This window comes from Streptomyces inusitatus, from assembly GCF_014651115.1.
Lineage (GTDB): Bacteria > Actinomycetota > Actinomycetes > Streptomycetales > Streptomycetaceae > Streptomyces > Streptomyces amakusaensis.
Genome location: NZ_BMWG01000008.1, coordinates 166,809 through 181,130, shown reverse-complemented (window position 1 = coordinate 181,130; position 14,322 = coordinate 166,809). Strand labels below are relative to the sequence as shown.

Sequence of the window (14,322 nt, the reverse complement as noted above, 5' to 3'; positions counted from 1 at the left end):
TCAGCTCTTCGGCTCCTGGGCCGGGCCCAGGTAGCGGTAGCGGCGGTTCTCGACCCGGTACAGATGGGCGTCCCGGCCGACGAGGCTCTGACGCTCCTGGTCGAACGCGTAGGAACGGGAGATCCCCTTGTACCGGGTCGCGGCGACCGCGGCGGTGAGCGCGGACCGGGTGGGCGGGACGGTCCCCTTGGCTCCGCCGCCGACCAGGCCGGCCAGCGCCCGGGCGACGAGCCCCGCCGCGTCGAACGCCTCGGCCGACCACGCCGCCGGTTCGGCGTCGAAGCGCCCCCGGTGGGCGGCGGCGAACGTCGCCGCGGCGGGCGCCGTGGCATGGGTGAACGGCGCGACGAACTCCCAGCCCTCCGCCGCCGCGCCCGCCCGCTCCAGGAACTCCGCTCCCATGACCGTGTGCTGGGCCATGCGCGGTCCGGTGAAGGAGCGGGCGGCCAGCGCGCGGGCGACCCCGGCGGCCCCGTCGGCGTCACCGGCGTAGAAGACGGCGTCGCCGTGGTGGGCGAGCAGGTCGGCGACGACCGGGCCGAAGGCGGTGGTCCCGGGAGGCACCACCCGGGGGTGGGGCGTGGCGCCGGTGAGATCGCGCGCCATCAGGTTGGCCGCGTAGCCCGCCTGATAGGCCGCCTGTCCGCCGGACCGGTCGATCAGGATGCCCAGCCGTTTCACCCCGGGGCGCGGCAGGACACGGCTGACGACGGGGACGGACAGTGCCGCGTAGGAGGGGGCGGTCTGGAAGAAGGAGCCGTTGGCCCGGGCCGGGAAGGCGATCTGGAGGGCCGAGACGGTCAGGACCGGCAGCGCGGCTTCGTCGTAGGCGGGCAGGGCGGCTCCGGCTGCCGCGTCGCCCGTGGGCCCGATGACCGAGAGGACTTCCGGGTCGCGGGTGAACTCCTCGGCGACCCGGACGGAGCGACCGGCGTCCCCCCGGTCGTCGAGGACCTTCACGGAGAGCCGGAAGAGCTGTCCGTCGCGGGAGTTGAAGCGGTCCACGGCGAGCCGGACACCGCGCTCCTGAGCCCGGCCGGCGGCGGCCCCCGGCCCGGTCAGGTCGGCGTGCACGCCGATGACCCGGCTCTTTCCGCCGGGTGCGGCCCCGTCACGGGTGAGGCGTACGGCGGCGAAGGCGCCCGCTCCGAGGAGCACCGCGCCACCGGCCGCCGACAGCAGGGCCCGCCGCCGGGTGGGGCCGGGGCGCGGCGGCCCGGGCCGCTCGTCGGCGACGGTGGCGTCGATGCCGGGCAGGGCGAGGAGAGCGACGGAGCGGTCGGCGATGAGGCGGACGACGTCCTCGGGCAGCCAGCCGGCGGTGGCCCCGGCGGGCACGTCCCCGGGTATCAGGGCGTCGAGGACGGCGGCGGACGGGCGCCCGCCGGGCTTCTTGGCGAGGCACCGCTCCAACAGCGAGCGCAGGGACGCGTCGTCGATGCCGTCGAGGTCGGGCGCGTCGCGCACCGTGCGGTAGAGGACGGCGTCGACCGCCCCACCGCCGAACGGCGCCCGGCCGGTGGCCGCGTACGCCAGGAGACAGCCGAGCGAGAAGACGTCCCCCTCCGGCCCGGCCGTACCCCCGGACACCTGCTCGGGCGCGAGGAAGCCGGGGGTGCCGACGAGGAGACCGGTGGCGGTCAGGGCGGTGGCGTCGGCGGCGCGGGCGATCCCGAAGTCGATCAGCCGGGGGCCGTCGGCCGTCAGCAGGACATTGCCCGGTTTGACATCGCGGTGCACGAGCCCGGCGGCGTGCACCGCGGCCAGGGCACGGGACAGCAGCCGCCCCAGGGCCATGACACTGCGCACGGGCAGCGGCCCCCGGCGGGTGACGACGTCGGAGAGAGCAGGCCCGGGGACGAACTCCGTCGCGAGCCAGGGGCGTTCGGCCTCGGTGTCGGCACCGGTGACCGGAACCGCCCAGGGGCTGTCGACCCGGCGGGCGGCCTCGGCCTCACGCCGGAAACGGGCACGGAAGTCCTCGTCCCCGGCGTGCTCGGGCAGGATCACCTTGATCGCGGCGAGCGCTCCGGCGTCGGTGCGCCCGAGGTAGACGACTCCCATGCCGCCCGCGCCGAGGCGGCCGAGGAGCCGGTGCCCGCCGATCCGGGCGGGGTCGCCGGGGCGCAGATCCTCCATCGTCCGGCCTCAGCTCTGCTTCTCGACGGCGGCTTCCAGCCGGGCCAGCATGGTGGACTGCGCCTGCACGACCAGCTCGTCCACCTCCTGCTCGGTGCGGCCCTTCGCCCCCTTGCCGGTCACGGCGACGGTGAACTGCGAGGTCTGCGCCTGCTGCCAGGAGTAGTGGTGGGGCCCGCCCAGCTCGGAGCTCTGATACCGACCCGTCTCGCTGAGGGAGTCCTCGGAGTTCGTCTGGGTGGCCTCGCCGCCCAGGAGCGCGGCGGCGAGCAGAGGGCCGATCAGCTCGCCCTCGCGCAGCTTCTGGGTGGGGCAGCGCATCGACTCCTCGATCGACTCCGCCATCTCCCAGGTCGCGTCCTCACGGGTGCGGTGGACGGTGACCACGGCGGCGAGCCGCAGCGGGCCCTTGCCCGCCGCGGCGGGCACCTCGAACGACCGGGTGAGGGTGGCCAGGACGCTGTCCGCGGGCTTCCGCCGCTGCCAGACGCAGTCCTCGCCGAGCACGGGCCAGGTCGCCGGGTCGCTCTCGTACGGGCTCCGCCTCACCACCTCGGCCCCAAAACTGTCGGTGTCGGCCATGACACGGCCGATGAGAGCGCGCGCCGCCGCAGGGGTTCTCGGGAGCCGCGCGCTGTCGGGCCGGAAACTCTCCGTGACGCTCGCCGAAGGCCCGCCCCCGGCACCCCCGCCGGACCCCGGACCCGCCCCCACCCCTCCGCTCGCCGGAGCGCTCCGCCCCTCAGCCTCTCCGGGGCCGTCCGGCGTACCGGAGCAGCCCGTCAGCACCACGGCGAGCAAAGCCAAAGGCGACATCAAGCGGCTCCCCGGTAAGGGCACGCGACAGTCCACAGGGTCTCCCCCTCCTCGACGCCCTGTCGATCCTAGGCTCCGGGCACCAGTGGACGGTCCCGTTCCGGAACTTGTGGCCAGTGTTGGGAAGTTCAGGTCAGGAGCGAAGCAGGCACGGTGCCGTCGATGCCGTCCGCGGCGAACGGGCTCACAAGCGCCGCTGTAGTTGTGCTATACAAGGTGATGAGGCCCCCGTGGGGCCTGCGGACGACGGATCAGTACCCGCTCAGCGACAAGACTGGCCACTTGGGAGGTCAGTCCGTCATGGCGTGGTTCATTCTCGTCGTATCCGGAGTGCTGGAGGCCGTCTGGGCCACGGCACTGTCAGCATCCAAGAACTTCAAGCGCCCCATTCCGACCATCGTCTTCGTGGTTGCTCTCGCAGCGAGCATGACAGGTCTGGCGTTCGCCATGAAGAGCCTGCCGACGGGCACCGCGTACGCGGTCTGGGTCGGCATCGGGGCGGTACTCACCGCCGTCTGGGCCATGGCGACCGGGCAGGAGCGTGCCACCACCGCGCGGGTGCTCCTGCTGCTGGGTCTCGTCGGCTGTGTCGTCGGACTGAAGGCGGTCAGCTGATGCCCTGGGCCATCCTTCTCATCAGCGCCGTGTTCGAAGCCGTCTGGGCCACAGCCCTCGGTCTCTCCGACGGGCTGAGCAAAACGGTCCCCACCGTCGTTTTCTTCGTCGGACTCGCCCTCAGCATGGCGGGCCTCGGCTACGCCATGATCCGCATTCCGATCAGCGTGGCCTACTCGGTCTGGATCGGCATCGGAGCGGCCCTCACGGTCCTCTACGCCATGCTCACCGGCGAGGAGCCCGCCTCCGCGTTCAAGATCGTGTTCCTCGGCGGGATCATCCTGTGCGTCATCGGGCTGAAGTTCGTCAAGACCAAGCCGGGACCCAAAGCCGATCAGCCACTGCCGGAGACACAGAGCCCGCAGTGACCCCGGCCTGGATCGGATCCCGGGCCGGCCGGACAACGACGCCGGGTATCGACCTGCCGCTTCCTGGTCATCTTCTGGGAGCGGTGGGGACGGGGGAGTGAGATCACCGCGTACCGCCGCCGTCGATCCTCATGTCCGGCGTCCCGCGGACCGCGTACGCCGGCAGACGCCCTTCCTGTAGGCAGCGGGGCGGAAGGGACAGCCCGAAGCGCCGCTCGACCACGCCCAAGGTACGCCGATAGGTGTCCCTGAAGTCTTCGCCGCCAAGGCCTCTGGGAGCGAGGAGCGTCGTCCCGTCCGCGCCGAGCACCTGTCCGGCGATGAGGTCGGAAAGCAGCAGATCGGGCTCCGTGCCGAAGCGCTGATTCTCCTCGGCCAGTCCGAAGGCGCACAGCTCCACGCCGTCACGGGCGTAGTGCACGGTGGCGGGCGGGTGCTCCTGTATCGGCACATAGCGGATGGCCTCAACCCCACCGCAGGAGACCTCTGCCAACCGGTCCCCGCCGGTCGAGTCGCCGTACTCCAGGGCGAACGACCAGCCTCCGTGCTCGCCGACCCGCACGACACCGTCACCGTCGCCGTCCGGCCGGTACTCCTCCATGTCCAGGGCCCATGCCTGGGCGTCGGTGATCGGCTCGGTCGCTCCGTCCGGGGCGGCCCCCAGACGGAGCGCGAGCTCCCGGGCGGATGCCCCCCGGGCGAACACCACACTGGACATCCAGTTCTCCAGACCGGCCAGCCATTGAATCCCCTCGCTCACGTGCTCATCCCCTTGCTCTCCGTCTCAGCCAGTGATCGCGCGAAGCGTGATCCATGCGAGCAGTGTGCCTTCAGCCACTGACAACGCGCCGCGAGGCTGCCTTGGTCCGGTCGGCGGTCAGGAGGAGCGGCGGTGCCTGGAACGGTTGAACCGTTGCAGGTAACCGCCCTTCCGTGTTGCGACGAGGCTGGGAACCGCGCTCCCCAAGGGGCTGGAAACGATCGGATTACCGGACCGCCACAGGGGGAGGTATCACCAACCGCGCGACGGAAGGTGACCAGGGGACTACATGGGGTGGATCAGTACACGCAAGGACGTCAAGAAGTCCCTTGACGCCATGACAGAGCAGCTCGCGGACGAGACGAAGGCCCTTCAAGCCCTCCACCAGGCCGTGCGAGGGCAGCAGGGCCTGGAGGAGCTCCAGAGCGAGGCAGCCGGGCTGCGTACAGAGAACCGCGCGCTGCGCGAACAACAGAAGCACCTGCTCGGCGAACTCACCGCGGCCCGGTCCGACATCGGCGTTCTGCATGGTGACATCGCCGAGCGCCTGCGGGATCTGGTGGACGCGGCGGACCGCGTACCGAGACCGGGCTCTGCCTGTCAGTCGCCCGGCCTGCCCGGCCCCGGGCCGGGGGCCGACCGGACGGAAGCCACGGCCGGGGCCCAGGCGTCGGACGCCCCCGAACCGGATCCGCAGCCCGCTGCGGCCCCACCCAGCGACGAACCCGAAGAGGAGCCCATGGAGCCCATGGAGCGCAGTGCGGCGGAGCAGCCCGCGGAAGCGGCACCGGACAGCGGCAGCGACCCGGACGCCGCGGCCCGGGACGCCGCGGAACAGGAAGCGGCGCTGAAGCGGGCGGTGGAGGCGGCCTACCGCGGTGAGGGGCCGCCCCCGCCTCCCGCAGTTCCGCCCGTGGTTCCGCCCGGTCAGGGCGGCGAGGGAGCCGGTGGGGGAAAGCCGGAAGTGGAGCACGGGAAACTGCTGATGCGGGCGGCCGGGATCTCGACGGCCAAGCTGTACTGCCACCGTGACACCTGGGAGTTCCTCACCGGCCTCGCGGTGGCCCACGACCACTTCCGGGCCCCGCCCTCGGTGGACAACATCAAGAAAGGACGGATCCGGACCGCACTGTCGGGCCGCTCCCTCATCGCCCTGCTGATCGTCCTGTGGACCACCCGCGACGACCGGCCGGCCCTGGGCGCCGACTGGGCGCTCGCGGCCACGGTCTACAACCGGATCGCGGGCGAACTCAACACCGTCACCGCCGGCCCCGGCCGGAAGACCATCGAGATCGTCCTCGACGACGGAACCGCTCCGGACCCCGCCGACCCCGCACAGGAGCCACCCAGCCGGCCGGAACGGCCATGAGCCGCCCCCCCCCGCTCGGCAGGCGGCACGCCCTGCTGGTGACCTGGCTGAACGGGCGTCCCGTGACGGCCATGGATCTGGCTACGATGAATGATCCCGTCTCCGGCAGGCGGGAAGGCGGCTGGAGGGAGACGGGGTGAGCGAGCGGGAGCGGCGTTTTCGGCGGGGGCAGGGCGAGCTGGAGGCGCAGGTGCTGGCGGCGCTTGGGGAGGCGCCGGGGCCGGTGGACGCGGCGTGGGTGCGGGCCAGGCTCGGTGGCGAGCTGGCGTATACGACGGTGATCACCATTCTGACGCGGCTGCTGGCCAAGGAGGCGGTGACGCGGGAGAAGTCGGGGCGCGCGTTCGTGTGGTCGTCGGCGGCGGACGAGGCCGGTCTCGCCGCGCTGCGGATGCGGCGGGTGCTGGACGGGGAGAGCGACCGGGAGGCGGTGCTCGCGAGCTTCGTGACGTCATTGCCGCCGGGCGACGAGCGGCTGTTGCGGGAGCTGCTGGAGCGGGCCGAGGAACCGGAGGACTGACGCGTTCATGGGGGTCTTCGTCTTCCTGCCGCTGGTGTTGCCGCTGACCGCGTGGCCGGTCGCCCGGCTGGCGGAGCAGCGCCTGCATCCGCGTACCGCGACGGTCCTGCTGACGGTGGTCGCCGGGGTGCTGGCGGTGTGCAGCACGGTGTGCCTGGCGCTGCTGATGGTGGTGGGCACCGCGCAGTTGCCGGGCAATCCCCTGCCGGACGGATGGTCGGACCGGGAGGTGCGGGAAGCGGTCCCCTACGACGAGGTGGCGGGACGGGTGGCGATTCCGGTCCTGATCGCGGTCCTGGTGGCGTGCTCACGGATGCTGTGGGTGCACTGGCGGGTTCGCCGGGACGCCGGGCGGGCTCTGGCGGGGCTCGGGAATTCCCCGGTGGCGGTACTGCCGGATGAGAGGCCTTACGCGTACGCCCTGCCATCGGGGAGGGGCCGGGCGAACCGGGTGGTGGTGTCGACGGCGATGGTCGCCTGTCTGGAAGGGCCGGAGAGGCGGGCGCTGTTCGCGCATGAGCGGGCCCATCTGGCCTGCCGTCATCACCGTTTCCTGCTGGCGGTTCAGGTGGCCGCGCGCGCCAATCCCTTTCTGCGCCCGCTGCGGACGGCGGTGGCGTACACGACGGAGCGGTGGGCCGACGAGGACGCGGCGAAGGAGGTCGGCAGCCGGCGGGTGATGGCGCGGGCCGTGGCCAGGGCCGCGCTGGTCTCCCGTGGCGCACCGGCCTCGACCCTGGCTCATTTCGCTGTCGCCGGGCCGGTGCCGAGGCGGGTGGCGGCGCTGCTGGAGCCGGCCCCGGCCGTACGGAGGTGGCCGTCGGTGTTCAGTACGGCCGGCCTGGCCGTGTGGACGGCCGCGGCGGGGGCGACCTGCTCCGCGCTGTCGTCGGCGAACGCGGCGTTCACCCTGTTCGTGGTGTTGAAGGCGGCCACCCCTCTGTAGAAGAGCCGGCGGGTGGCCGAGCCTGGTTCGCTTCCGTACGGGGCGTCGGGCGATCCGACGCCCCGGGCCGGAGCCGTTCTGGTGCGACGGCTACAAGTCGCCGTCAGCCTTGCCGATGCCGATGCCGATGCCGATGCCGATCTGGACGTTGTGTGCTTCGGCGGCTCAGCCCTCGCCCCCCTCCCCCTCCTCGCCTTCGAAGAAGTCCCCGATCTCGTCGACGGCTTCGGCGGCGACCATTCCGCCCACCACGCCGACGGCGAGACCGGCCGCGCCCGCGGCGATGACGGCGCCTGTGCCGGGGCCGGAGCGGTGGCCGCCGTGACCGTGGGGACCGTCGTGTCCGTGGTGGGTTTCATGGTGGTCGCCGTGCGCGTAGGGCGCGGGAACGCTGTGATGACCGTGGCCGGCCACCAGCTGGCGGATCCAGGCGTCGACGACCGCGTTCAGGTCGCGGTGGGCGGCGCCCTCATGGCTGAGGACATGCCGGTTGACCGCGTCGTGCCCCGAGGAGAAGAGGCCGGAGGGCTTGTCGGCCTCCAGGATGATCTCCATGTCGCCGGGGCCTGCGATGAAGGTCACCTCCAGTTCCGCCATGGCGTGCGCGTACTGGGGAGCGGGAGCGAGCTCGATCTCCTGGTAGAAGGGGAGATGCTGCCCCGTACCGCCGATGTGCCCGTACTCCAGATCGGCGGACCGGAAGCCGAAGCCGAGCTGCCCGAGGGCTTCGAGAACGGCTTCCTGCGCGGGCAGCGGGGCCACGGTCAGCGGGTCCAGATCTCCCTTGTCCTTCGCGCCCGCCACGCCCAGTTCGGTCCGCACGCCGAGGACGATGCCGAGCGGCCGGCCGTACAACTCGGTGACCGGGGTCTCCCAGGGCAGCGTGAGAGCGAAGGGAACACCGCGCCGCTCGCCCTCGGCGAGCCGGAATCCGCCCGCGACGGTGAATCGGCCGAAGCCGGCCACGCCCTCGGACTCGCCCTCGCCGTGCTCCGCCTCGACCCGGGCGACCAGCTCCAGCGTGATGTGCTCGATGTCGAAGGCGGCCTTACCGCCCTCCAGACGGATCTGGCCGGTGAGTTCCCTGCCGGGCAGCACGGGACCGGGGTCGAGGACCGTGTCCACGACCGGCCCGCCCACGCCGAGCGAGCCGAGCAACCGCTTGAACACCATGATGGCGTTCTCCTTTTCGTGTGCATGGGGTGCGCGGTGCCGCGGCCAGGGGGGAACGTCCGGCCGCGGCACCGCGCGGTCCGGTGTGACTACCTGGCCGCCGTGGCGAGGGCGGACAGGGCCTGGGCCCAGCGGGCGTACTTCAGTTCCGCGAGATCGGCGACGGAGGCGACGCCGAAGGCCTCCCTCAGGAGTTCGCCGTCACGGTCGGACACCCCCTTCAGGGCGGAGACGGGTGCGTCGAGGATCTCCGGCAGGCTCTTCTCCGCCCACGCCTTGTCCAGCACCTTGTTCAGATCGATCGAAGCCATGTGTGCCCTCCGGGGCTGATGGAGCGAGCGAGGTTTCCGGCGGAGTGCGGCGATACCGCCGGGTCAGGGCCTGGGAGGTCCCGGAGCGCAGGGCCCGGCCGCGTGGTGCCGCGACCGACCATGAACCCGGAACACCCAACTCGGCGACACTGCCCGCGGATCGCGTGCCTCCGCGGCGCGGCCCGGCAACCGCCGGACCTACTCTTACTTTCTACACGACTGTAGAAGTTGAGGCTACTTCCTGCCGCCTACCTGACCTGAAAGGTCCGGAATTCACCCCTGACGCGTACCCGGAACCCAGGCTTCACCCATCGGCGGACGGTGTCATCGCATGGCGCCAGGCGCTCTCCCCGAGCGGTCTCGATCCGCGAACCGCTCTCACCGGTCTGAATTTCAGACAAGAGGCTGATTCCCTCTATGCAGTTCCGAGTGGGCGCAGGACAATCCCCGGTACCGATTCCCCGCCGTCGCCGCGGAGTCCATCCATCCACGCACCGGCGCGCCCCGGCGCCCGGGAGCGAGACCGCGTCATCGTGGCCGCTCCCGCCGACGGGCCGCCCCGGGTGACCGGAGGTGTCTCATGACCGCCAGCCACGAGGTTTCCATCCCGGTCCTCGACAGCGACGGAGGTGACCGGCTGTACGAGCAGATCGAGCAACTCCGCGCCACCGGGCCCGCCGTGCGGGTCCGGCTGCCCCAGAACGTCATCGCCTGGTCCGTCACGCGCGGCGATGTCGTCAGGCGGCTGGTCACCCATCCCGATGTCACCAGGAACGCCCGCGGCACCTGGACCGGTTACCGGCCGGGTGCCGTCCCCTGGCTCTCCCCCTGGGTCGACGTCCGCTCCATGGCCACCTCCGAGGGGGCGGAGCACACCCGGTTACGGAGGCTGATCGGCCCCGCTTTCGCACCGCGGCGCATGGAGTCCCTGCGGCCCGCGATCGAGTCCGTCGTCACCGACGTCCTGGACGGTCTGGAGGCCCTGGACGACGGCGCGGCGGTGGATCTGCGGGCGCACTTCGCGCACGGTGTGCCGACCCGGGTGATCTGCGATCTCTTCGGCGTTCCCGAGGACCAGCGCCCCGCCATGCTCTCCGTCGTCGACGCGATCCTGGCCACCGGTGTCCCCCAGGAGGAATCGGCGCGGATCGCGAGCGAGCTGCACACCGTCATGCACCGTCTCGTCGAGGCGAAGCGGCGGGAGCCCGGCGACGACATGACCAGCCTGCTGCTCACCGCCCACGAGGGGGACCGGCTCACCGAGACCGAGCTGATCTCCACCCTGGTCCTGATGATCGGCGCCGGGAGCCAGACCACGATCGCCCTGATCGGAAACGCCGTCCTGGCCCTCCTCACCCACCGCCGGCAGCTGAGCGCGGCCCTCGCCGAGCCCGCCCGCTGGGCCGATGTCATCGAGGAGACCCTGCGGCTCCATCCGCCGGTCGTCCACCTCCCACTGCGGTTCGCGATCCATGACATCGACCTCGGCGAGGGCGTCACCATAGCCGCCGGGGAGGCCATCCTCATCGGCTTCGGGGCGCACGGCCGGGACCCGTCGTTCCACGACACCCCGCACGGCTTCAAGATCGACCGCGTGGACAGGGACCACATGGCCTTCGGACACGGCATCCACTACTGCCTCGGCGCCCCGCTCGCCCGGCTGGAGGCCGCCATCGCCCTGCCCGCCCTCTTCGACCGGTTCCCGCACATCACGCTCGCGGACGAGGAGAACACCCCGGACCCACAGCCGTCGTTCATCGGCAATGACGTCCTCACCCTGCCCGTTCTCCTGCGCCCCGCCGCGCCGTAGGGCGCGGCGGGCCGACCGTTCCGGCGAGCACCTCACCGACGTCGCCGATGCCACCGGGCAGGGCATCCGCCTCATCAACCGCAATTCGCAACTGCCGCGGTTCTTCGCGGCAGCCGTAGCCGAGTTGTTGGATCCACCGGGCGTCTCCCTCTCCCACCCACCCATGACCCGGGTCCGTCGCGGGTGCCGACACTGGCCCCGGCCCGCGGTGGAGGACCAAGCCGGGGCGCAGGGGCGTCGCACTATAGGGCTATCTGACTGATATTGGCCTCCTGGATTGCGCAAAGGGCGAGTTGTAGGCGAGATCATGATTCTGTGAGACCAGAGGATCACCTGACAGGGAGGATTTCGTTTCCACCCGACGCATTTCAGTAAGCGACTGCCAAGCGTGATGTGCCGTCAGGAACGCTCACCCCAAGGGAACCACGGTATGTATGAAGACCCGCTGCCCAAGACTGGGCTGGCCATCAGTATCGGGGGCGTGTCGATCGGCTTGTCGTGGCTCATCGGCGTCAGTCTGGTGCTGATCGTGATCGGAATTCTCGTGATCAGGTACTGGCGGCGGCGTGAGAACGCGTAAGGCGTTTGCGTGGACGGTCGCGACTATGACGGCAGCCCTGATCGTCGCCTTCCACTGGCAGATGGGGAACACGGCCTGGGACATCACCGGGGTGTTCTACATCGCCGTTGCCGCGACGCTGATGTGGATGCTCGGTTCGTCGGCGCGACGGCGCTCATTCGCCCATCTCCCGGTCGCCGAAGGCCGGGTCGTGGTCGTCGTGCCGACGTACAACGAGCGGCCCGACCTGCTCCGCGCGTGCGTCCGGTCATTGGTGTCACAGACGAAACCGCCCGAGCGAATCATCGTTGTGGACGACGGATCCGATACACCGGTCGAGCCCTTCGACCTGGCGGGCGTGGTGTGGCTACGGCAGGGCAACGCCGGCAAGAGAGGGGCTCAGATGGCCGGGCTGGCGCATGTCGGCGCAGCCGAGTGGGCCGACTTCGTCGTGACGGTGGACAGTGACAGCGTCATCGCGCCGGACGGGATCGAACAGCTGCTCCGTGCCATGTCTGATCCAGCGGTACAGGCCGCGACCAGCGCTTCTTGCCTCGTGCTCAACCGCACCGAGTCGATCTGGACACGAGTGCAGGACCTGGAGATCAACCTCAGCAACATGGTGATGCGCCGAGCCCGGTCCTCGATCGGCGCGGTGGTTCCCACATCGGGGGCATTCGCGATCTACCGAGCGGGCATTCTCTGGGACAACGCCGAGGATTACCTGACGGAGGGCACCTTCGGTGACGATCGACGGCTGTCCCACTACTCGCTGCAGCGTGGTCAGGTCGTAGCTGTCGATGAGGCCGTGGTGCAGTTCGAGATGCCGTCCACTTACCGTGGCGCATTCCGGCAGCGGACCCGCTGGTTCAAGGGGTACATGCGGTATCTGCCCTGGGAGATCAGGAACTTCACCGGCTGGGCGCTTGCGCTGCGGTGCTGGAACCTGACACTGGTGGCGCTGTATCCGCTGATCGTGGGCTACGTACTCGTGGCCATTCCGCTGTTGGGCGGCCAGGTGTACTGGCAGATGATCGCGTACTGGTTGGTGCTCCTCTACATGCAGACCTCGCTGTATCTCGAACGGCCGGAGATGGCGTTCCGGTCGCGCTTGATGCTGTGGCTGCTGCTCACACCGTTGCTGCTGGCCTATCAAATGATGGTGATCCGACCGGCGATGTACTACGCGGCGACGCAGACGCGCAGGATGGGCTGGGCCACTCGGGGCGTGATGGCGTAGCGCCGCTGACGGAACACATGGCCGATCGTCAAATGCCCTTTCAAAGCGCCGAGTCGGCCACCCGCCACGAAGGGGGTCCAGCTTCGGATCTGACCAACTTTCGGTGGATCAGGCCCGCCGGGAGGGAGGCGGTGTTGTTCTCCGCCTTCGACGCACCCGAGAAGCTTGCCGATACCACACTATTTGTGGTCATGTGTGGGTCATGGTTCAGGAATGCGTAAGTAGTCCGTCCCATCCAACGGCTTTTTCTGATGCTTCGTCTGGCTCGGATCTCAATGGTCGAGCCCTGCGCGTCCTGATCGCGGGCCAGGGGTACGTGGGGCTGCCTCTTGCCATGGCCGCGGTGCGGGCGGGGCACCGGGTCGTCGCGTACGAACCCGACGGCGAGCGTTGCCGGCGACTGAGGGAAGCGGACTCCTATGTGAAGGACGTTCCGTGCCGGCAGCTGAGAGCCGCGCTCGCCAGTGGACGCTACCTTCCCGTGTCCGACACGGTGGCGCTGAACCGCGGATGGGATGTCGCGGTCATCGCCGTGCCGACACCGCTCAGAGACGGGATGCCAGACCTCGGCCATGTCCGCACGGCCGGCTCCCTGCTGGCGCGCGGCCTGAGCCGCGGGCAGGGCCAGATCGTGATCCTTGAGTCCACCACGCACCCCGGAACCACGCGCAATGCCCTCGTCCCCCTCCTGGAGGAGGAGTCCGGACTCACCGCGGGTGAGGACTTCCACGCCGGGTACAGCCCCGAACGGATCGACCCCGGCAACCGGGATTGGACGTTCGCCAACACCCCCAAGGTGATCTCCGGCCTGACACCGGCCTGTACCGCACGGGTCCGCGACTTCTACCGGACGGTCACCGCGACCGTGCATGAAGCGGGAACGCTGGAGAGCGCGGAACTGGCGAAGATCCTGGAGAACACCTTCCGACACGTCAACATCGCCCTGGTCAACGAGCTGGCCCGCTTCGCCCACACTCTCGGTATCGACTTGTGGGACGCGCTCCGGCTGGCAGAGACCAAGCCCTTCGGCTACATGAAGTTCACCCCGGGCCCCGGAGTGGGAGGTCACTGCCTGCCAGTCGACCCCGTCTATCTCAGCCATCACGTCAGAACGACATTGGGCGAGTCATTCCGCTTCGTCGAACTCGCCCAGGACATCAACGAGCAGCAACCCGCCTATGTGGTGCGGCGCCTTCAGGACGGCCTCAACGCCCGCGGGAAGCCGCTCAAGGGCTCGACGATCGCCGCCCTCGGGCTGTCCTACAAAGCCGGCAGCGCCGACGTACGGCAGAGCCCCGCCCGTGTCGCCATCGACATCCTCCGGGCCAAGGGCGCCATCGTCACCGTCGTCGACCCGCACGCGGCGGCAACCGAGCCCGGGATCCTCGGCGAGATGAACCCCGCCGGCGACTACGACGCCGTGCTCATCCTCACCGCCCACCCCGAGTTCGACCTCGGCAAGGTCGTTGCCGAGGCCCCCTACGTGCTCGACACCCGCGGCGTCGCACCGGCCGCCTCCTCCGTCGAGCGTCTGTGACTCCGATCGAACGGGCCGGCCGCCGATCAGGAGCACACCCGGGCGAGAGCCTCGTATCCGTCGGATTCGGACCTCGTGGCGGCCTCGGGTCACGTGCTTCGCCAGCCCCGTCCGCACGGGCGTGGAGAGGATGCCTTCTGCCTGGCGGCACATGCCGCC

General features: G+C 70.5%; 14 protein-coding genes and 1 riboswitch. Of the genes, 9 read left to right on the top strand and 5 right to left on the bottom strand.

Annotation, left to right across the window (positions count from 1 at the left end):
* Window positions 1-2,139 (bottom strand): bifunctional serine/threonine-protein kinase/ABC transporter substrate-binding protein, encoded by a 2,139-nt coding sequence (locus IE247_RS15880; protein WP_190123761.1) that lies wholly within the window; start codon window positions 2,137-2,139, stop codon window positions 1-3.
* 9 nt (window positions 2,140-2,148) lie between these two features.
* Window positions 2,149-2,955, bottom strand: coding sequence for a hypothetical protein (locus IE247_RS15875; RefSeq protein WP_190123760.1), 807 nt, complete (start codon window positions 2,953-2,955; stop codon window positions 2,149-2,151).
* Window positions 2,956-3,174: 219 nt separating this feature from the next.
* Window positions 3,175-3,238: riboswitch (guanidine-III (ykkC-III) riboswitch) on the top strand.
* 17 nt (window positions 3,239-3,255) lie between these two features.
* On the opposite strand from IE247_RS15875, the gene IE247_RS15870 reads away from it, so the two are divergent.
* Together IE247_RS15870 and IE247_RS15865 are read left to right on the top strand one after the other, a co-directional pair.
* On the top strand, window positions 3,256-3,570 hold the full coding sequence (locus IE247_RS15870) for a DMT family transporter (protein ID WP_190123759.1): 315 nt from the start codon (window positions 3,256-3,258) through the stop codon (window positions 3,568-3,570).
* Window positions 3,570-3,938: a DMT family transporter gene (locus IE247_RS15865; RefSeq protein ID WP_190123758.1), complete on the top strand. Its 369-nt coding sequence runs from the start codon at window positions 3,570-3,572 to the stop codon at window positions 3,936-3,938. Before IE247_RS15870 ends, IE247_RS15865 begins: the two co-directional genes overlap by 1 nt.
* A gap of 103 nt (window positions 3,939-4,041) precedes the next feature.
* Here IE247_RS15865 and IE247_RS15860 read toward each other — a convergent pair whose 3' ends face one another.
* Window positions 4,042-4,698, bottom strand: a complete 657-nt coding sequence (locus IE247_RS15860; protein WP_229869139.1) for a DUF6461 domain-containing protein — start codon at window positions 4,696-4,698, stop codon at window positions 4,042-4,044.
* A 337-nt stretch (window positions 4,699-5,035) separates the two neighbouring features.
* Between IE247_RS15860 and IE247_RS15855 the strand changes: the two genes are divergently transcribed.
* From IE247_RS15855 to IE247_RS15845, 3 genes are all read left to right on the top strand, one after another.
* Window positions 5,036-6,067, top strand: a complete 1,032-nt coding sequence (locus IE247_RS15855; protein WP_190123757.1) for a hypothetical protein — start codon at window positions 5,036-5,038, stop codon at window positions 6,065-6,067.
* Window positions 6,068-6,203: 136 nt separating this feature from the next.
* Entirely contained in the window at window positions 6,204-6,587 is a 384-nt protein-coding gene (locus IE247_RS15850; RefSeq protein ID WP_190123756.1) for a BlaI/MecI/CopY family transcriptional regulator, read from the top strand.
* 7 nt (window positions 6,588-6,594) lie between these two features.
* Window positions 6,595-7,533 (top strand): M56 family metallopeptidase, encoded by a 939-nt coding sequence (locus IE247_RS15845; RefSeq protein WP_190123755.1) that lies wholly within the window; start codon window positions 6,595-6,597, stop codon window positions 7,531-7,533.
* 165 nt (window positions 7,534-7,698) lie between these two features.
* Here the strand turns inward: IE247_RS15845 and IE247_RS15840 are convergent, their stop codons facing one another.
* Window positions 7,699-8,706, bottom strand: a complete 1,008-nt coding sequence (locus tag IE247_RS15840; RefSeq protein ID WP_190123754.1) for a sporulation protein — start codon at window positions 8,704-8,706, stop codon at window positions 7,699-7,701.
* An 89-nt stretch (window positions 8,707-8,795) separates the two neighbouring features.
* Complete coding sequence (locus IE247_RS15835; RefSeq protein ID WP_190123753.1) at window positions 8,796-9,017, bottom strand: hypothetical protein; 222 nt, start codon at window positions 9,015-9,017, stop codon at window positions 8,796-8,798.
* Between the two features lie 580 nt (window positions 9,018-9,597).
* Here IE247_RS15835 and IE247_RS15830 point away from each other — a divergent pair.
* The 4 genes from IE247_RS15830 (at window position 9,598) to IE247_RS15815 (ending at window position 14,163) form a co-directional block, all read left to right on the top strand.
* Window positions 9,598-10,827 (top strand): cytochrome P450 family protein, encoded by a 1,230-nt coding sequence (locus tag IE247_RS15830; RefSeq protein WP_190123752.1) that lies wholly within the window; start codon window positions 9,598-9,600, stop codon window positions 10,825-10,827.
* Between the two features lie 430 nt (window positions 10,828-11,257).
* Window positions 11,258-11,407, top strand: coding sequence for a hypothetical protein (locus IE247_RS15825; RefSeq protein WP_190123751.1), 150 nt, complete (start codon window positions 11,258-11,260; stop codon window positions 11,405-11,407).
* Between the two features lie 25 nt (window positions 11,408-11,432).
* The gene (locus tag IE247_RS15820) at window positions 11,433-12,626 is read left to right on the top strand and encodes a glycosyltransferase family 2 protein (RefSeq protein ID WP_190123750.1); all 1,194 of its coding nucleotides are present in this window, start codon (window positions 11,433-11,435) and stop codon (window positions 12,624-12,626) included.
* Window positions 12,627-12,912: 286 nt separating this feature from the next.
* Complete coding sequence (locus tag IE247_RS15815; protein ID WP_190123831.1) at window positions 12,913-14,163, top strand: nucleotide sugar dehydrogenase; 1,251 nt, start codon at window positions 12,913-12,915, stop codon at window positions 14,161-14,163.
* The last annotated feature ends 159 nt before the right edge of the window (window positions 14,164-14,322 follow it).